This is a genomic window from Tamlana crocina (genome assembly GCF_012037625.1).
Genome location: NZ_JAAVJS010000011.1, coordinates 66,747 through 86,799 on the forward strand (window position 1 = coordinate 66,747; position 20,053 = coordinate 86,799).

12 protein-coding genes are annotated in these 20,053 nt (G+C 38.9%); 2 read left to right on the forward strand and 10 right to left on the reverse strand.

What is annotated here, in order from left to right; all coding sequences use genetic code 11:
• Window position 1: 1 nt before the first annotated feature.
• From HC176_RS09375 to HC176_RS09385, 3 genes are all read right to left on the reverse strand, one after another.
• Window positions 2–1,018 carry a GntR family transcriptional regulator gene (locus HC176_RS09375; protein ID WP_342448678.1) on the reverse strand — a complete coding sequence of 339 codons (1,017 nt, stop codon included), beginning with the start codon at window positions 1,016–1,018 and terminating at the stop codon, window positions 2–4.
• A gap of 77 nt (window positions 1,019–1,095) precedes the next feature.
• Window positions 1,096–2,685: a solute:sodium symporter family transporter gene (locus HC176_RS09380; protein ID WP_167917929.1), complete on the reverse strand. Its 1,590-nt coding sequence runs from the start codon at window positions 2,683–2,685 to the stop codon at window positions 1,096–1,098.
• Between the two features lie 50 nt (window positions 2,686–2,735).
• On the reverse strand, window positions 2,736–3,827 hold the full coding sequence (locus HC176_RS09385; protein WP_167917930.1) for an aldose epimerase family protein: 1,092 nt from the start codon (window positions 3,825–3,827) through the stop codon (window positions 2,736–2,738).
• Between the two features lie 680 nt (window positions 3,828–4,507).
• Between HC176_RS09385 and HC176_RS09390 the strand changes: the two genes are divergently transcribed.
• Window positions 4,508–5,578, forward strand: coding sequence for a LacI family DNA-binding transcriptional regulator (locus tag HC176_RS09390; RefSeq protein WP_167917931.1), 1,071 nt, complete (start codon window positions 4,508–4,510; stop codon window positions 5,576–5,578).
• A gap of 88 nt (window positions 5,579–5,666) precedes the next feature.
• Here the strand turns inward: HC176_RS09390 and HC176_RS09395 are convergent, their stop codons facing one another.
• The 6 genes from HC176_RS09395 to uxaC all read right to left on the reverse strand — a co-directional run bounded on the left by HC176_RS09395 (window position 5,667) and on the right by uxaC (window position 13,050).
• Window positions 5,667–7,274 carry a UxaA family hydrolase gene (locus HC176_RS09395; protein WP_167917932.1) on the reverse strand — a complete coding sequence of 536 codons (1,608 nt, stop codon included), beginning with the start codon at window positions 7,272–7,274 and terminating at the stop codon, window positions 5,667–5,669.
• A gap of 25 nt (window positions 7,275–7,299) precedes the next feature.
• Window positions 7,300–8,745 (reverse strand): tagaturonate reductase, encoded by a 1,446-nt coding sequence (locus tag HC176_RS09400; protein WP_167917933.1) that lies wholly within the window; start codon window positions 8,743–8,745, stop codon window positions 7,300–7,302.
• 24 nt (window positions 8,746–8,769) lie between these two features.
• Complete coding sequence (locus HC176_RS09405; RefSeq protein WP_167917934.1) at window positions 8,770–10,071, reverse strand: TRAP transporter large permease; 1,302 nt, start codon at window positions 10,069–10,071, stop codon at window positions 8,770–8,772.
• 3 nt (window positions 10,072–10,074) lie between these two features.
• The gene (locus tag HC176_RS09410) at window positions 10,075–10,533 is read right to left on the reverse strand and encodes a TRAP transporter small permease (RefSeq protein WP_167917935.1); all 459 of its coding nucleotides are present in this window, start codon (window positions 10,531–10,533) and stop codon (window positions 10,075–10,077) included.
• A gap of 44 nt (window positions 10,534–10,577) precedes the next feature.
• The gene (locus HC176_RS09415; protein ID WP_167917936.1) at window positions 10,578–11,555 is read right to left on the reverse strand and encodes a TRAP transporter substrate-binding protein; all 978 of its coding nucleotides are present in this window, start codon (window positions 11,553–11,555) and stop codon (window positions 10,578–10,580) included.
• Between the two features lie 91 nt (window positions 11,556–11,646).
• Window positions 11,647–13,050 (reverse strand): glucuronate isomerase, encoded by a 1,404-nt coding sequence (gene uxaC, locus HC176_RS09420; RefSeq protein WP_167917937.1) that lies wholly within the window; start codon window positions 13,048–13,050, stop codon window positions 11,647–11,649.
• A gap of 818 nt (window positions 13,051–13,868) precedes the next feature.
• Between uxaC and HC176_RS09425 the strand changes: the two genes are divergently transcribed.
• Window positions 13,869–18,527, forward strand: coding sequence for a LamG-like jellyroll fold domain-containing protein (locus tag HC176_RS09425; protein WP_167917938.1), 4,659 nt, complete (start codon window positions 13,869–13,871; stop codon window positions 18,525–18,527).
• A 78-nt stretch (window positions 18,528–18,605) separates the two neighbouring features.
• Here the strand turns inward: HC176_RS09425 and hisS are convergent, their stop codons facing one another.
• Window positions 18,606–19,982 carry a histidine--tRNA ligase gene (hisS, locus tag HC176_RS09430; protein ID WP_167917939.1) on the reverse strand — a complete coding sequence of 459 codons (1,377 nt, stop codon included), beginning with the start codon at window positions 19,980–19,982 and terminating at the stop codon, window positions 18,606–18,608.
• Window positions 19,983–20,053 lie beyond the last annotated feature (71 nt).

A 20,053-nucleotide genomic window follows, 5' to 3' on the forward strand; every position in this document is an offset into this window, starting at 1 on the left:
TTTATAATGATTCTCTTAAAGTTAATGTTGTTTGTATATATTTTTGTAACGGTTTATTGCTTGTAACAAAGGATGCCGCCTGTGCACCCATGGCTTTAAAATCGGTTGAAACTACCGATATACCTTTGTAGATAAAGGGCTTCATTGGCGTTTCGTTGTAAGACAGAAAACCAACATCTTTACCCGGCTCGAAATTTTTATTTCTACACTGTTCTAAAAACGCCCCAAGAATTCGATCGCTAACGCTTATGTAGGCTTTTCCCTTGGAAACAACAAATGCCTCAGCATCGGTAACCACGTTGTATTTGAACTCATGCAATTCACAAAATTTTTTAAAATAAGAAAGTGATTCGGTGGGGTGCTTTGTAAACGTAGGATACACAAATACCAATTTTTTATACTTTCGAAATAGGGCGATAGCGTCTTCCAAAGCTTCAAAAAACGACTTTCCGAAATCTTGAAAAACGAAATTGTTACTTGCTTTTGAGTGCACTCCCCAATCTATCAATAACAAATTGTTATTTTCAATTTCAGCCAAAATGGAAGGCACTTCTTTGTGATTGAAAGTCATCACCACATACTTAAAGTATTTCCCTTTACTATTGTTTAGAATGGTTTTGAAATTGGAAATGTTATAATGATGAAACTGTACATCGACAATAATGTTTTTAGGCAGGTTATTGACGAAGGCATGATAGAGCACTTCTTTATAAGCCTTAAAGGTATCTAATACCAAAAGTACTTTTCGCGTGGTTTGCGCCACAAAATAGCCTTTATTGGGTACAGCCTCCACTACCCCATTATCCTTTAAAATAGTATAAGCCTTGAAAACCGTATCGCGTGATAAATTATAATCCTTACATATGGCATTTACCGAAGGTAACGGATCGCCACTGGAAATAGTGTTATTGGCCAAAGCAACATTAACAGCATTAATCAATTGCTGATATTTTGGAATTTCACTATTAAAATCGAAGTCGAAAACCATCAATCCGTTCTGTTCTGTTCTGGTATGCAAATATATGATTTTTTTTAATAAAAAAAGGGAAGCTTAAAACAGCTTCCCTCTAAATATCCTTTTATAATTTTATATGGTCAAGACAGGTAAATATATAATCCTATAACGGCTGCCACCACAGCATAACCAACTGGTTTCAAGAATTTCCAAGGTGTAATATCCACTTGCTTGGAATACTCTTGTAAATAATCGGTTTCTCTAGGATAAAACTTGCTTACCACAAACATGATAATTACTACAAGTACAAATAGAGCCCCCATTAAATGAAGGAAGTGCGGAAAATAGGCTCCAGACTCAATGCACATTGGACGAACTACGTACAACAACAACAAGTAAACAATGGCACTGAATAAAATCGCAATATTGGCTGCCTTACTAGATACGCGTTTTGTAAATATCCCCACAACCACAATCGCTAAAATAGGAACACTGTGCGTACCGTTAAGCTCCTGTAAATATGTAAACACACCACCTTGCACACCGTATAAAAGCGGTGCAATGGCCATGGAGAACAATGCCAAAACAATACCGAATGTTTTACCGGCTTTTACCACTTGCTTTTCGGTAGCATCTTTATTGATATATTCTTTGTAAAAATCCAGTCCGAATAATGTTACCGAACTGTTCAGGGCACTGTTGAAAGAACTTAAAATCGCTCCGAACAATACAGCAGCAAAAAAGCCTATGAATGCCAATGGCAATACAGCTTTTACCACCATCGGGTAAGCTTCATCGGCATTTGCCAAATCGCCATTAAAAAGATAAAATGCAATAATCCCGGGCAATACAACAATAAATGGTCCAAGAATTTTAACGAAAGCGGCCAAAAGTAATCCTTTTTGGCCTTCCTTTAAATTTTTCGCTCCAAGTGCTCTCTGGATAATCGCTTGGTTGGTCCCCCAATAATAAAAGTTAACGATTATCATTCCCGTAAACAGTGTTAAAAACGGCACATCAGAATCTGGTCCTCCAATAATATCGAATTTCTCGGGCAATGCGGTCGTTAAGGTTTTTAGGCCTTTAAATACGTTTCCGTCTCCTATTTTCATCAAACCGAAAATGGGAATCAATGAACCGCCCACAATTAAACCTACAGCATTAATGGAATCGGAAACGGCAACCGCCTTCAACCCACCAAAAATAGCGTAAATACTACCAATAATTCCAATGGCCCAAACCGTTATCCAAAGCGTTGCTTTTGGACCTGTGCCCAACATTTCCGGAATATCGAACATGGTATTAATCGCCAATGCCCCGGAGTATAAAACCGTCGGCAACATGGAAATGGCATATCCCAACAAGAATAGTAACGATACTATGGTTTTTGTTGATTTGCCGTATCTGTCTTCCAAAAACTGAGGAACGGTAGCAATACCACTCTTTAAATATTTTGGCAACAGTACAAATGCTGTAAACACCATGGCTATTGCCGCCAAAACCTCGTAGGCCATAATAGGTATTCCGTCTCTAAACGATACACCATTCATCCCTACAATCTGTTCGGTGGAGAGGTTAGTAAGCAACAAAGACCCTGCGATAACGGGGCCTGTTAAGCTTCTTCCTCCTAAAAAATAGCCATCGGAAGATGTTTCATCGGTCTTTCTTGTGGACCACCATGCTATTACGGCAACCAAAAGTGTAAAGGCTGCAAAAGATATCAATCCCATAATTTAAATAGTTTAGTTGGTAAATTTTAAAATCGGATCACAAGATACATTTATTCTTCTTTTTTCACAGAAAATTTGAATGAAGTTTTTGATGTATAGGTTTCTCCAGGATTTAAAACCACTGAAGGAAAGTCTTTTTGGTTTGGCGAATCTGGAAAATGCTGGGTTTCAAAACAAAACCCTGAACGCTTGGCATAAGTACCTCCGCTGGGAGCAGCCAAAGTTCCGTCCAAGAAATTCCCCGTGTAAAACTGCATACCCGGTTCGGTTGAAAAAACCTCCATAACACGTCCACTTTCTTTATCGAATGCTGATGCCGCCAAACGCAAGTTTCCGTTTTCACCATTTAACACCCAACAATGGTCGTAACCATTACCCAGTTCCAATTGCTTGTTTTCGGCGTTGATTTCTTTTCCAACGGTTTTTGCAGAAGTAAAATCGAAGGGCGTGCCTGCAACTTTTCTAATTTCTCCAGTAGGAATCAAAGTGCCATCAACCGGCAAAAACGCATCGGCATTAATAGCTACCTCATGGTTTAAAATATCTTTACTGAAATCTCCTGTAAGGTTGAAATAAGCATGCTGCGTTAAGTTGATTACCGTAGCCTTATCGGTTGTTGCGCTGTAATCCACTTCCAAAGTATTGTCGTTGGTCAAGGTATACACTACGGTAACGTTTAGGTTTCCGGGGTAGCCCTCTTCGCCTTCAGCACTTAAATAGGTTAATTTTAACGCTGGGCTTTCGCCATTTTCTATCGGTTCGGCCGACCAAACTACACGGTCGAAACCTTTTAATCCTCCGTGCAAATGGTTCGGTCCATTATTCGTTGCTAAACTGTATTCTTCACCATTTAATGAGAATTTACCTTTGGCTATACGGTTTCCAAAGCGGCCGATAAGCGCTCCAAAATAAGGATTGTCTCCTAAATAACCATCTAATTTATCAAAGCTCAAAACCACATTTTCAAATTCGCCATTTTTGTTGGGTACTTTTAAAGATGTAATTCTTCCGCCATAGGTAATCACGGCCATTTCAACGCCATTGGCATTTTTTAGCACATATTGTTCTACGATGGTGCCATCTGGCATTTTTCCGTATTCGGATTTGGTAATTGCTGATGTCTTTTCTGCTGGAACTTCCATAGTTTCGCTCTGATTTTCTTTTTTTAATGTTTTTACAATAGGTAGTTAGACCTATAAATGCGAGGAGCAAAATACTAAAAAAAGAACGTTTTAAAACTTTCATGACGGCTATTTGTTCTGTTTGATTTATTTAGGTTAAACTTATATCAAGTTGAGTCTTGTATCATTTATAACCATTCGCTTTTCTGACATAAGACCGAACTCATTGACGTACATCTTTGAAACATATAATAAGCTGCATAAGTAAGCCACCTACAATGCTCGCTTTTAAAATTAATTCGGTAAGAACCTTTTATTGAATATTATTTTCCAATCTGGGCACCTGTTCTTTTAGTTCTGTCTAAGTTAATTTGGCTACTTCGTGGCTCTCAATTTTGATAAATGGGTACTATCTGCTTTACCCCATCTTTATAATAGGAGTACTCACCATGGGTAAATGTAAGTGCAATTTTTTCGATTCTTCAGCACTATATCCGTAAGACATTGAAGCCCTTAAAAGGCACATCATATTTTAAAGTTACCAATATAACCTCCAATGAGTTACCGATATACATACTGCAAAATCCTAATTAAAGCGCTATATTCATGTAATCGATTACTAGCAATGTAACAGTTAAGTTTTATTCGCCATGCAAACCTTTTTTAAAAAAGCCTATTTTTGCAAAACGATTTGACTTCTTATGAGCAAAAAAACCACCATTTACGACATAGCAAAAAAACTAAATATTACTGCTGCAACCGTTTCCAGAGCATTAAACAACAACCCTAAAATAAGTGAAACCACAAGAGCACTGGTGTTAAAAACAGCGGCCAAGATGAACTACGAGCAAAATAAATTAGCTCTAGCTTTAAAAAGCGGTAAAAGTTTTAATGTGGGCGTAATTGTTCCGCGTATCGACTCTAATTTCTTTGCCTCGGTTATCCGTGGTATTGAGGAAGAGTTGCATCCTGAAGGATATCATGTTATAATTTGCCAAACCCACGATCAGAAAAGTCAGGAATTAACAAATGTTAACTCCCTGTTAAATGCTCAAGTTGATGGTATCCTTATGTCCATTTCTAACGCAAACGATCCTAATAAGCCAGAAAACAAAAAAGATATTAATTCAGCTGAAAATGATATTTTTAATAATATACTTAAAAAGAACGTTCCACTGATATTTTTTGATAGAAAAAAGGATATAAAAGGAGTAAGTTCTGTGATTATTGATGACTTTAAAGGCGCTTATGATGCCACACAACATTTAATAGACCAAGGAAAAAAGCGTATCGCTCACCTTTCCAACAACCGAGAAATTGCTATATTCAATAACCGATACTTAGGCTATAAACAAGCACTTTTGGATAATGACTTTGAATTTGACGAAAATTTGGTTATAAACTGTTTTAGTAAGGTTGATGAAGGCCGAAAAGTAGCCAAAAAGCTTTTAGAAATGAAAGAACCGCCCGATGCCATTTTCTCTGTAAGTGATTTTTCAGCGTTGGGAGCCATTCAGGAAATTTTGGAACAGGGCTATAAAATACCTGAAGATATAAGTGTGGTTGGTTTTAGTAACGAACCTTTCACCAAGTTTATGGAACTTTCCATTACATCCGTGGATCAATCGCCAACCGAAATGGGACGAATTGTCGCCAAAGTATTTTTAGAAGAAGTGAATAACGACAGTAAAATTAAATCTGAAAAGCATGTAGTACTGAGTCCAGAATTGATGATTAGGAAATCTTCCCTTTCACCGGCAGTAACAGCGTAAATCCCTATTCAATTACATATAAGCAAAAAACCAAGATCATTACTAATCTTGGTTTTATATTTACATTAGTTTTTTGTTTTTAAAACTATTAAAGCGATACGCCTCTTTTCCAAGGAATAAAGTCGTCCTGGCTCAACAGTTTGGCTTTGGTTTTTATTCTTCCGCTAGCCACCTCGATAATGAAATCCAGCATTTCTTCAGCCATTTCATCAATCGTTTTTTCACCTCGTATTACCCCACCGGTTTCAATATCTATAATATCAGACATTTTTTCCTTTAGTTCGGTATTAGATGACACCTTAATAATCGGTGCAATAGGATTTCCTGTTGGCGTTCCCAAACCTGTTGTAAACAACACTACGTTTGCACCAGAACCTACTAAACCTGTTGTACTTTCCACATCGTTACCAGGAGTACATAATAAGTTTAACCCAGGTTCGTGAATATATTCGGCGTAATCTAAAACACTAACAACGGGCGAAGTGCCTCCTTTTTTTGCTGCTCCGGCCGATTTCATGGCATCGGTAATCAATCCGTCCTTTATGTTTCCTGGCGACGGGTTCATATCGAAACCTGAACCTGCAGCGACAACCGATTTTTCATAAGACTTCATCAGTTCTAAAAACTTCTCGCCATCTTTCTCATCAACACATCGGTTAACCAATTCTTGCTCCACCCCGCATAATTCTGGGAATTCGGCTAAAACAGCTGTTCCTTTTAAAGCCACCAATAAGTCTGAAACCGCTCCCAAAGTCGGGTTTGCAGAAATACCTGAAAAACCATCAGAACCTCCACATTCCAAACCTACCTTTAATTTTGATAATGGTGCTGGTTTACGTTGTATGTTGTTGGCTTCTTTCATCGCTAGGAACGAATCTTTAACGATTATTGATAGCATTTCATCTACCGTCCCCATTTGTTGCTGTTCGTATATTAAAACAGGCTTATTCAGATTAGGGTTAATGGCATCTAAAGCATCTTTAAAAATACTTATTTGTAAATTTTGGCATCCTAAACTTAGTACTGTCGCACCCGCTACGTTAGGGTTGTTAACATAACCGGCCAAAAGTTTGGCCAACACTTCTGAATCTTGACGGATACCACCGCATCCTCCGGGGTGGGTAATAAATTTTACGTCCAGGTTTTCAAAAACGTCTTTCGATTCTTCAACAACCTCAACATCATCTCCGCCGCTTACCAATGAACGTAACAACATTTGATGCGGATTCACTTTTTTCTTTAAAAGCTCTCTTTCAAATATTTCCTTTAGTTTTTCAATATTCTTGTTTTCGCAGAATACCAATGGGAAAAACAACCAAACGTTCTCGGTTCCTACTTGTCCGTCTTCCCTATGGTAGCCCATAAAGGTACGGTCTTTCCACTTATCAACATTTGGTGGTGTCCAGCTAAAGGATTCGGTTTTTCCGAAAACCTTTTCACTTTGGTGCTTTACGTTTTCGGTAGTCAACACGTCGCCTTTTTCAATAACACCGTTTGCCGAACCAACCAACACACCGTACATGATAATACGGGCGCCCGATTCAGATTTTTCCAAAGCTATTTTGTGCTTCGATTTAACATCGGAAAGAATCTTTATATCCTCGCCCTCAAAGGGTATTACTTCACCAGCCTTCAAATTCACCAAAGCAACGGCAACGTTATCGGATGAATTTACTTTTATAAGTTTCTTTTGCATCCTGTAAATGGATTAAATTTATTTTTTAATATGTTTTACTATAGTTAGCAAAACCTTCCTCTACTCCATTAGCTTCAATTTCTTTTAAAGCTAAGGCTACTGCGCTGGTTAAATTTTTAACTTTTGTTAAATCTTCACCCCAGTATTCTTCTATGCTCAAGGCTTCTTTGGCTACTTTTTCGTAGTCGTTTGATCCCCAAATTTTTGCAAAATTGGCTACAATATCGTCGCCATCCTGTACTGGAAGGTTCCCTCCTTTCCAAGTCCCTTTATAAAATCTAATCAAGCAGGCAAACGCAAAGGTTAAGTTTGTTGGTAATTTACCGTGCACATCAATATAGCCCAATAAACTTGGCAACACTCTAACTTTGAATTTTGAAATGGAGTTTAAGGCAATACTTGATAAGTTATGAATAATAAATGGGTTTCTAAAACGGTCGAAAATTTCATCTGCGAAGCTGTTCAACTCCTCACGGTCCATTTCCAATGTATCGATAATTTCGTTAAAAACGGCTTCGTTGATAAACTTCCCTGTAAACTCATTATCAACAGATTGTTTTACCGTTTTGTTTCCGTAAAGCAACGAAAAAGGCACCATAGCGGTATGCGCTCCGTTAAGAATACGCACCTTTCTGGTACGGTACGGCTGCATGTCATCAACAATTTTAACGTCCAAATCGGTTTTATGGAATGGCAATTGGGCTTTCAGGTCGTCACCACCTTCAATAACCCATAAAAGGAATGCTTCGGCTGCTACTATTAAACTATCTTGATAATTTAACTGAGCATTGTAAGCTTCAATCTCGTCTTTTGGGTAGCCCGGTACAATTCTATCAACCAAAGTACTGTGGAAACTGTTGTGATCTAACAACCATGCTTTAAAGTCATTACTTAAATTGTAATCGATTACATGTTTTAATAAAATTTCTTTTAAAGTTTCCGAATTATGGTTAATTAATTCACATGGAATGATAGTTAATCCTTTGTTTGGATCGCCATTAAAATGTTTGAACCTTTCGTGCAAAAACAAAGTTAATTTTGCAGGAAAGGAACTTGGCGGTTGCATATCTAGCGTATCGGAAGCCACGTAAGCAATACCAGCTTCAGTAGTGTTCGAAATAACAAACTCCAAAGACTCTTCTTTTGCTAAACTTAAATAATCGTTAAAGTTGGCATAAGGATCTACTCCCTTCACAATATTGTCAATCAATTCAACTTCTTGTATTTCCTCCCCTTTTTTCACACCTTTCATAAAAAGGGTGTAAAGCCCGTCCTGATCGTTAAGCATTTTAACCAAACCCTTGCCTATGGGCTGTACTACGGCTATGCCGGCATTAAAATCGGCCTTGTTATTTAATTCGTGAAAGGCGTAACCTACAAACGCCCTTAAGAAATTACCCTCACCAAACTGCACTATTTTTATTGGACGTTTTTCTTCCAGTCCAACATTTGCTCTATTTAACTTTTTCATTTTAATTTATGTTGAAACATTTTTTTAGTCTATTAAACCAAATACTCTAGGTAACCATAAACTTAATTCTGGGAAATACGTTACCAAGAACAACGCCAGTACCATGGCCAAAAACAATGGTAAAAGCGGCTTTACTACTTTTTCTATCGTGGTATTGGCCACACCAACTCCAACAAATAATACCGAGCCTACCGGTGGTGTACAGAGGCCGATACATAGGTTGAGTACCATAATGATTCCGAAGTGGATGGGATCCATACCCAACTCGGTTACCACAGGTAGAAATATGGGGGTAAAAATTAATACGGCCGGCGTCATATCCATAAAGATACCAACGAACAGCAATAATAAGTTGATGATCAACAAAATCACTATTTCGTTTTCACTGATACCCAATAATACTGTACTGATACTTTGTGGAATACTTTCATAAGACATTACCCATGACATACTCATCGAGGCTCCAATCAACAGCATTACAATAGCAGTTGTAGCAGACGATTCCAGTAAAATTTCCGGCAATGTTTTAAAGGAAATTTCTTTGTAAACAAAACCGAGAACCAAAGTGTAAAGTACAGCGATGGCTGAAGCTTCGGTTGCGGTAAAAATTCCTGATACAATTCCTCCTATTACTACTACTAATAAAAATAAACTTGGTAAGGCATCGATAAAGGTTTTTACAACATCTTTAAATTTGCTGCGTTCGCCCAACTTATATTTTTTCTTTTTAGCCCAAAACATGGCCACAAGCATCAAAAACAATCCAGTTAAAATACCCGGAATGTAACCTGCCAAGAACAATGCTGCAATAGACACACCGCCACTAGCCAATGAATAAACAATCAATACGTTACTCGGCGGAATAATCAAACCTGTCGTTGCCGATGTAATATTTACGGCAGCTCCAAATTCCTTTGAATATCCTTCTTTTTCCATTTCTGGACCTAAAATACTTCCCATGGCCGATGCCGATGCCATAGCCGATCCTGCAATCGCACCCATTAACATGGCACCAATCACGTTGATTAGAGCCAAGCCTCCCGGTAATGAGCCAACCAATGTTTTAGCAAATGCAATGAGCCGGTGTGCAATCCCCCCCTTATTCATGAGCTGTCCAGAGAGGACGAAAAAGGGTATGGCGAGAAGCGCAAAACTGTCGAGCCCCGTTCCCATTCGCTGCGATACGGTTGTAAATGCTGCCAACGGCGATATACTCACCAACATGGTCAATACTGCAGAAATGGCGATACTCCATGCTACGGGTGTTCCTATAGCCAATAGGAATAAAAAACTAATTACTAATACAAGTACTGGTATATATTCCATAATTTATTTTTTTATAAGATCTAAAGTTTTGTAAAAAATGATTAATAGTCCACTAATGGGAATGGCTAAATACACCAATGCCATTGGGATTTGTAAAGCTGCTGAAGTTTGCCCCAGTAAATAACTGATATAAACCAGTCTGAATCCGCCAACAACCAATGCTAAAAATGAGAAGATGATAATAATGACATATACCAATTTTAAAATCTTCTTTTGCATAGGGCCACTTGCTTTTGATGGCAATACATCAATAGCCACATGCATATTGCGGCCCGATACATAAGCGGCCCCCAATACACCAATCCAAATCATTAAATACCTTGCCAATTCATCTGTAAATGAACTTGGCGTTCCCATTACAAACCTTGTAAATACTTGCCACAGTACATTAATAACCATAATGGCCATTATGACTACAAGTACTTTTCCCAAAATCTTGTCTACTTTTTCTCGAAGTTTCATTTATATTAATTTAATCTTGTAAAAGAAATGCTTACGGTCTTTCTTTATTTTAGTTGTTGGATGTCTTGAATTAATTTATTTATCACAGGGTTGTCCTTATACCCGTCATAAACACTCTGTACTCTTTCCTTAAATAAGGTTTTGTCAGGTCTAATAATTTCAACACCTGCCTTTTCTACCTCTGCTAAAGCTTCGGCTTCTGCCTCGGCCCAAAGTTTCCTTTGGAAAGTAACCGATTTATCTACCGATGCCTGCAACCACTCCCGCTCTTGTTTGGAAAGCTTGTTCCATGTACTGGTACCTATTACCAAAACGTCAGGTAAAACGGTATGTTCATCAAGGGTGTAAAATTTACAAACTTCGTAGTGTCTCGATAAATAAAAACTTGGCGGGTTATTTTCTGCACCATCAACCACACCTTGTTGTAAAGACGTGTACAATTCGCCCCAAGAAATAGGCGTTGGCGACCCACCTAAACTTTTAACCATATCAATAGCCGTTACACTTTCCATCACCCTAAGTTTTAGTCCTTTTAGGTCTTCGGGAGTATGTACCGCTCTATCCTTTGTATAAAAACTTCTACTGCCCGCATCATAATAGGCCATTCCCTTAAGCCAGTATTTTTCACCGTCGTCCAAAATTTCCTTTCCTATGTAACTGTCTAAAACATCAAACGAATGTTGCCTATCCCTAAACAAAAAGGGCACCCCAAATACTTTCATCTTAGGGGCGAAATTTTCCATTACCCCAACAGAAACCTTGGTCATATCCAAACTTCCTATTTGGAGCAATTCCAGGCATTCTCGTTCTGTTCCTAATTGCTGACTGGGGTAAATTTGAAGTTTCATTTTTCCGCCAGAGCGTTTTTCTAAATCCTTCCCCATTTCAACCATCGCTTGATGTACCGAGTGCTTGGTATCTAAACCGTGGGCAATTTTTATCACTCTGGTATTACTCATTTCGCCACAGCTGGACAACAATACGACGAGCAAAAGTGAAAAGACTTTTAGGTTTTTAATCATCTTATTTTAAAGTTTTTTAGGTTTAGTGGTCTGTCTTTATTAAAGAAGCAAACCTGCTATTGGACAAAAATAACAGGTTTACTGATAAAATTTAAAAATCGAAATAATTCTTGGCATTAAAATAACTGATATCCGAAACCATTTTTCCAATCCACTGCATTTCTTCTTTCGGCAGTTCCCCTCTTTGGATTTCATCGCCTAAAAGGTTACAAAGAATTCTTCGGAAATACTCATGCCTTGGGAACGACAGGAAACTTCTGGAATCGGTTAACATACCAACAAAACAACTGATAAGCCCCATGTTTGATAGGGCATTCATTTGTTTGGTCATTCCATCTTTTTGATCTAAAAACCACCATCCGGAACCCCACTGAACTTTTCCTTTTATGCTACCATCGTTAAAGTTTCCAATCATGGTGGCCATAACTTCGTTATCTGCTGGATTAAGGTTGTATATTATCGTTTTGCAAAGCTTATCGTTACTATCAAGAGCATTTAAAAAGGCTGAAAGCTTTTGTGCCTGCGGGTAGTCTCCAATAGAATCCCAACCTGTATCTGGCCCTAAAATGCGGTGCATACGGGCATTGTTATTTCTTAAAGCTCCAAGGTGGAATTGTTGCACCCAACCAAACTCATGGTAAGTTTCACATAAGAAAACCAATACGGCACTTTGGAATTTCTGGACTTCTTCATCAGAAACTTCTTTTCCTGAAAGCTTCTTTTTAATTATGGCATTCAATTCACTTTCGGTGTAGTCTTCAAAAAAGATATGCGATAATCCATGATCACACAAACGGCATCCGTTATCGTGGAAATGCTGTATACGATTTCTCAAAGCATCGCACAGGGTTGAAAACGAGCTCACTTCAATACCCGATACTTTGCCCAATGAAGCTAGATAATCGGTATAATCTTCAGCCGAAATCAAAATGGCCTTATCTGGTCTAAAAGCGGTACTCACTTTAACACCAAAATCTTCCTTGGCCAATTGTTGATGATATTCCAAAGTATCCAAAGGATCTTCAGTGGTACACACCAATTCGGCATTTACTTTTTTAAGCAAGCCCCTACAGCTATAGCTATCTGAATTCAATTTTTCTTGTGTAATATCCCAAATTTTTTCAGCCGATTTTTCATTCAACAGATCGGTGATTCCAAAATATCGGGTAAGCTCCATGTGAGTCCAATGATACAAAGGGTTACGCATAGTGTAAGGTACCGTTTTGGCCCAATTTAAAAACTTTTCCTTATCGGAAGCATTGCCTGTTATGAACCTTTCATTTACCCCTAAGGTTCGCATGGCTCGCCACTTGTAATGGTCGCCGTTGATCCAAACATCGGTAATATTGTTAAAAGCCTTGTCCTCTGCAATTTGCTGGGGCGGCAAATGGTTGTGGTAATCTATTATCGGTTGATTTTTAGAATAGTCGTGGTATAATTCTTCAGCGTATTTGCTTTCTAGCAAAAAATTATCGTGAATAAACGGCTTGCTCATTTTTTATATTAGTGTAATTAATTTGATTCTTTTATTTCGTATGTTCCATAGAAGCATTTGCTCCTAAGTGTTTCATTGTGCAACACTTAATTCGTTAACAACATTTTCTTTTCTAAACCTCCTTCATCAAATAGCCTGTTGATAATTTAAAAAAATTAATCGATTACGAAGAAAGTAAGTGATTCATATTTAAATATCTCAAATTTTTATATTTATCTTAGTTTGAACTATAGACAAATTAAAACCTCTTTATTTAAACGTTTAACCAGTTTTAAATAATCTCATTTCCGCAAAGATAAAAGCCTAAGTAATAATAGCAAAAACCTAACTGCCAATTACATTTTAAAAACTTCGAATATAAAGCATATTTTCCGATTTTAAACAGGAAAAGATAACCTTTTTCAATGAATGTGCCTGAAATTTTATCTAAATGGATAACCAATCATCTCACGCTTATAAATCCATCCTTGTTAAAAGACAAAAATACCGATTAATAATTTTCCCTAATTTAAAAAATTAACCCAACAATTATTTCACAAACTAAAAATTCGCCCCTTAAGCCCGATTTAAAGCATCTAAATTAACCTCTTCATTAGTCACAACATAAGCCACAAAACTCTTGTTACATTCCAAAAACATTGAAGCTACATTATTTTCATAATTCTTCCCTCAGTTTTTTTAGAATAATTGTAATCCTTAAAACTAAGCTATTTTAACAGTAGTGTAAAATTACTTTTAATGCGTTTTGTCGATTATTTTTGCGTTTCATAGAGTTTTAACATACATTTGACCATGAATATTTTAGCCCCAAACTAAAATTGATCAACCTAATTATGAAAGTGCCCAACTACCATTTGAAGGCAGCTGTATCTTTTTTGCTGTATTTATCTTTAGCATTTACACCGCTTAAAGGCTTTACTAGCTCTATATACAGGAATATTGCAATGGCCTTATCAAGCGCTCCCGAGATAAATATTACGGGAAACAGTAACACTATTATTGGCAACGGCAGCAACACCCCCATTTTAACGGACAATACCGATTTCGGAAAAGTTCAAATTGTATCTGAAACCGTTACGAAAACGTTCGTTATTGAAAATACCGGAGCGGCCAATCTAACTCTTGGCAATATATTACTTTCCGGCACTACAGATTTCTCAATAATCAGTAAACCGGCAAACGGTACTGTAATTTCGGCTGGCAACTCCGAAAGCATCACCATTTCCTTTGCTACATCAACCGAAGGCACACAAACCACGGTACTAAGTATCGCTTCCGATGATTCAGACGAGGCCACTTACCAAATAAATCTCACCGCGGAAGGCGATAAAGTATTTTTTGACAGTGATAATGACGGGGTTTATGACGACGTTGATATTGACGATGACAACGACGGCATCATGGATTCGGACGAAGAAAACGCCTGTAGATTATCCAACGGCGCATGGCAAGCAGACTATAAATTTCTGAACGAAACTTTCGGCACAGGCACTGGACGAGGCACCGGAATAAGCTCGCTTTATACCGTGTCTACTTCCTATTGTTTAGAAGATGGCTCACCAGGGTCAAGCTGTTCTGGCTCAAATGCCGGTGTAGGCGATGGCGAATACACCGTTACAAGCTTTATCACTTCTGGTGTTTCCGGCGAAACCGTTGGTCCTAACGATGCCATTGCTTCATGGGCATGGTATGCTTGGGCGCCCATTGAGGATCATACCCCTGGAGATACCGATGGCAGAATGGCTGTTTTTAACGCCGATTACGATCCCGGTATTTTTTATGAAACCCAAATTACAGGTACATTAGCCAATGTACCCGTAACTTATAGTTTCTGGGTAATCAATATTGATAACGACGATTCTCGGTTTTCGGCCGGCGAGCTACCTAGAGGTAATCCCAATGTAACCGTAAACTTCCTAACTTTAGACCGAAGCACTGTAATCGCCACTTTCGATACAGGCGACATTACACGTTGCTCTGGAGCAATAAACGATCCGAACGACCCCGCTTACGATCCGTCAGACCCGTCGTTCAACACTTGTACGACCTCAGAATGGAAACAATTCACGGAAACCTTTTCCACTTCCGAAACCGCTTTTATTGTTCAGTTCGTTAACAACGCACCTGGTGGCGCTGGAAACGATTTGGCTATTGATGATATTGAAGTAAGACAAACCCTTTGCGATATGGACAGCGACGGGGTTGCCGATGTTTTCGATTTGGATTCTGACAACGATGGTATTCCCGATGTGGTTGAAGGCAACCCAACAAGCGCCAGTTTAAGCGAAGGCAAAGCCAGCCTTACCGGTGTGTCCTCGTGGGTGGATGCCAATGGCAACGGTATGCATGATTTGGCAGAAGGCATTTCTCCAATAAATTCCGATACCGATTTAATTCCCGATTATTTGGATTTGGATTCCGATAACGACGGGCTATTCGATATAGATGAGTACGGCATTGTTAGTTCCAGCGCTCCGCTCCTTTTTCAAAATGGCGACGGAGACGTAACTGGTAATGGTGTTGGAGATGGAGCAGAAACCGAAGCCTTTAGGGAGAAAGATTCCGAAGGCGATGGTTCAATAGAATATTACGGTGACGGTATTTTAGACATTTTTGATTACCACAGCGACGCAGCTACCTATGCAGATGCTTATGGAAATATTGGGCAAGGCACCGGACCTTTGTATGCTTTGGATTCCGACGGAGATGGCACGCCAGACTACCGCGACCCCACAAATGGCACCACAAATGACATAGATACTGTTGAAATTTATGCGCACCTTCCCAACACGGCAGGGGTTTTAGATAACACCACCGATGCAGATGGTGATGGTATTGTAGCCTCGCGCGATGGCAACGATACTGTTTTTGGCTCACCTCGTAATTTAGATAACAGCTACAGCCTATATTTTGACGGTCGGAATGATTATGTTGAAGACACCAATGTCATTTCCTCAGGAAGTGCAACCATTATGGCTTTTATAAAATCTGATGGCACAAACACCGATGCTGACAACAGAGTTATTGCAGGGCAAAATGATTTTTACATCAGAATAAACGAGGCCGATAACTCGGTTACAGCAATTTCTGAAAGCGTTAGTTTATCCTCTACTACAAACATAACCGATGGTATTTGGACCCATGTGGCGGTGACTACCGAAACTGGTGGCGATGTAGTACTTTTTATCAATGGTATTGAAGAAGCCCGAGACACCTCAAGCTTAGGCGGAATTACAGATGCCTCCAGTTTTATGATTGGAAGAGCCACCACAGACAGCAATTATTTTAAAGGAGGAATTGACGAAGTTAGGGTTTTCAACAAAGCGTTGACCACTGAAGAACTTCAACGTATGGTTTACCAAGAACTTGACGATTCCAATAATTTCAACAGCGGAAAAATAATTCCAATCACTATTTGTGCTTCATTGGGCAGCAATCTTGTTAAATACTACAAAATGGATGGCTACCAAGATGACATTCTTGACGATAAAAAAACAGGGAGTATTGATGTTTCCGGAGCAAAAATGTACAATTTCAAAGACATTTATTTCCAAAAAGCACCGCTGCCTTATGAAACGGTGGCCGACGGAAATTGGACGGACAGCGCTAATTGGTTATATGGCAGCGAATGGGACATCACAACAAAGACTGACAACCCTAATGGCGCATCCATTGTTCATATAAAGAACAACATCACGCTTAACGGTGCATACAACGAACAGGGTATGACAGGCTTAATTGTAGATTCGGAAAAAGAATTTTCTATTGAAGGTGACAAAGGCCTATATAACACTTGGTATTTAAAACTGGACGGACTGATAGATTTAGAAGGCGAATCGCAATTAATACAAATCCAAGGCAGTGTTTTAGACCCCACGAGTTCTGGAAAAATTGAACGCGACCAACAAGGCACAAAAGATTTTTATACGTACAACTATTGGTCATCTCCTGTGGGGGTAAGCAATACCTCCAGCAACAACAATAGTTATAAAATGACCGACAATGTTTTTAAAAACGGCACACTGCCCACATCGCCAAGCAACATCACCTTTACCAGTTCTGGCTACAACGGCTGTGTTAACGGAAACGACATCACGGTTGCCGATTACTGGATTTGGAAATATTCCAACTCCACATACAACAGCTATTACGCATGGCAGCACGTTAGGCGAAATGGCACTATTTTACCCGGCGAAGGCTTCACCATGAAAGGTGTAGATAACACCAGCGGCAATATTTCGCTGACCCAAAATTATGTTTTCGACGGAAAACCCAATAACGACGAAATAACCCTGCCTTTAACAGTTAACAATGAATATTTAGTGGGCAACCCCTATCCTTCAGCATTAGATGCCGATGAATTTATTCGGGATAATATAAAAGATGGCGGAAACAACACCAAAAATGTTATAAACGGCGCTATATATTTTTGGGAACACTTTGCCAGCAACTCACACATATTAAAAGAATACCAAGGCGGCTATGGTGTTTACACCCTAATGGGCAGCACTCCCGCTATAAACAGTGATACCAGAATAAACTACACTGGTGGGTTGACTAGTACGAAGGGTGCGCCCGAGCGTTACATCCCGGTTGGGCAAGGCTTTTTTGTTAGGGCTATTTTAGACCCCGAGCTTACCGGCGAAAGTAACGACCCGAACTTAACAAGCTCCATCGACGGCGGAAATATTGTATTTAAAAATAGTCAACGGGTGTTTCAAACCGAAGCTTCAGGTTCGTCCATATTTTTAAAATCGAATGAACCAAAAAGCAAAAAGAAAATAAACAACACCAATTTAGACACACGACCTAAACTGAGATTGATGTTCGATTCACCGAAAGGGTACCACCGACAACTTTTAACCGGAGTTGATGAAAGTGCCACAAACCATTTCGATTTGGGCTACGATGCGCCATTAACCGAAGACAATGTTGAGGATATGTTTTGGTTGATTCACAATAAGGAATTTGTAATCCAAGCGGTAAATCATTTCGAAACTGACCAAAAATTACCGTTGGGTGTAAAAATCAAAAAAGCGGGAATGGCCACTATCAAAATCGAAGCTTTGGAAAATATTACCAACAGTTTGATTATTTATCTACACGACAAAGCTCTCGATGTGTACCACAATCTTAAAACGAATGATTACAGCATCCATTTAGACCCGGGTACTTATTTAGACCGTTTTGAAATCACGTTTGGAAAAGAAGAAAGTTTGAATACCGAACACAACATGAGCGAAAAAATCGGCGCTTATTTTTCAAACGAAAAGAACAGCATTATTGTAAACAACCCCGCTTCCATGTATATTGAATCTGTTGAACTACTCAACATCATTGGGCAGTCGGTATTTAAAACGTTGCCAAAAACTAACCAAAACAACTTAGAATATTATAACCATTTAAAGCCTGGAAACTATATTTTAAGAGTAAGAACCAAGCATCGTAGCATGTCTAAAAAAGTGCGCGTAAAATAAACAGGGTACATTAAGATTATTTGGAGTTAGTCACCTAAAAAACTTCTTTTACCCTTGTTTCAAGTCCTGAATTGACGTTCAGGACTTTTTTATGGTTGCAACCAAAGTTTCCAATGGTACTTTTTCCTGCTCGCCAGACACCATGTTTTTAAGTGCATACGTGTTCGAATTGATTTCCTCTTCGCCCACCAAAACCACAAACGGAATGTTTCGTTTGTTGGCATGGTTCATCTGCTTTTTCATTTTGGCTGAATCGGGGTACAATTCAGCATTAATGCCCTGTTGGCGCAATTGTTTGATGGCCTTTAAACTGAATAACGCTTCCTTGTCACCAAAATTGATGAACAAGACCTCAACGTTTTTGTTTACGGTTTCTGGGAAAAGCCCCAGTTCTTCCAATACCAAATAAATGCGGTCCAAACCAAAACTAATGCCCACTCCACTTACGTTTTTCATTCCGAAAATACCGGTTAAGTCATCGTAGCGTCCACCGCCACCAATCGACCCCATTTTTACGGATTTTGGTGCGGCCACCTCAAAAATGGCTCCTGTGTAATAATTCAATCCGCGGGCCAGAGTGACATCCAGTTGCAACGCTGCGGTTTTTAAACCCAATTCGGTAATCGCTTTATTGATAAAATCGAGTTCGTCGATGCCCTTTTTTCCTTCTTCGGAAGTATTTAAAATATCTTTTAAACTCTCGATTTGCGATTCAAAAGAACCCGACAACGTAAATAATGGTTGCAATTTAGAAATCCCTTCTTCTGAAATCCCTTTAGCAAGCATTTCTTCTTTCACCTTTTCTTCGCCAATTTTATCGAGCTTATCCAAAGCCACGGTAAAATCAATCAACTTATCGGAAGCACCAATCACTTCGGCTATGCCCGAAAGTATTTTTCGGTTATTGATTTTTATGGTAACACCTTCCAGTTTTAAGGCCGAAAAAACGGTGTCGTACAATTGAATGAATTCCACTTCCTGCCACAACGAATCGCTACCCACCACATCTGCATCGCATTGGTAAAATTCTCTAAAACGCCCTTTTTGAGGTCTATCGGCGCGCCAAACTGGTTGAATTTGGTAGCGTTTAAAAGGAAATTCAATCTCGTTTTGATGCTGCACCACGTAACGGGCGAAAGGCACGGTAAGGTCGTAACGGAGGGCTTTTTCGGAGATTGAAGCTGTCAATTTATTGAAATCTCTTTTTTCATAGGCCTCCTTATTGGCTTTAGCCAAGTAATCTCCTGAATTCAAAATCTTAAAAATCAAGCGATCGCCTTCGTCACCATATTTTCCCATTAGGGTATCAGAGTTTTCAAAACTTGGGGTTTCAATGGGTTGAAATCCGAAGGTTTCAAACGCAGCGCGAATGGTATTGAAAATATAGTTTCGTTTGGCAACTTGCTCAGGGTTAAAATCCCTTGTGCCTTTTGGAATGCTTGGTTTTTGGGCCATTTGATAGTTTTAGTTTATATGCGCTTCAACTGTGCTCAGCGTAACAACGTAATAAAAGTGGATTCCTGTTT

Excerpts from the sequence above, each read along its gene's own strand:
- HC176_RS09415 (WP_167917936.1), bottom strand. The coding sequence starts at position 11,555 with ATGATTAAAAACCTAAAAGTCTTTTCACTTTTGCTCGTCGTATTGTTG.
- hisS (WP_167917939.1), bottom strand. The coding sequence starts at position 19,982 with ATGGCCCAAAAACCAAGCATTCCAAAAGGCACAAGGGATTTTAACCCT.
- HC176_RS09400 (WP_167917933.1), bottom strand. The coding sequence starts at position 8,745 with ATGAAAAAGTTAAATAGAGCAAATGTTGGACTGGAAGAAAAACGTCCA.
- HC176_RS09395 (WP_167917932.1), bottom strand. The coding sequence starts at position 7,274 with ATGCAAAAGAAACTTATAAAAGTAAATTCATCCGATAACGTTGCCGTT.
- HC176_RS09410 (WP_167917935.1), bottom strand. The coding sequence starts at position 10,533 with ATGAAACTTCGAGAAAAAGTAGACAAGATTTTGGGAAAAGTACTTGTA.
- HC176_RS09380 (WP_167917929.1), bottom strand. The coding sequence starts at position 2,685 with ATGGGATTGATATCTTTTGCAGCCTTTACACTTTTGGTTGCCGTAATA.
- HC176_RS09385 (WP_167917930.1), bottom strand. The coding sequence starts at position 3,827 with ATGGAAGTTCCAGCAGAAAAGACATCAGCAATTACCAAATCCGAATAC.
- uxaC (WP_167917937.1), bottom strand. The coding sequence starts at position 13,050 with ATGAGCAAGCCGTTTATTCACGATAATTTTTTGCTAGAAAGCAAATAC.
- HC176_RS09405 (WP_167917934.1), bottom strand. The coding sequence starts at position 10,071 with ATGGAATATATACCAGTACTTGTATTAGTAATTAGTTTTTTATTCCTA.
- HC176_RS09390 (WP_167917931.1), top strand. The coding sequence starts at position 4,508 with ATGAGCAAAAAAACCACCATTTACGACATAGCAAAAAAACTAAATATT.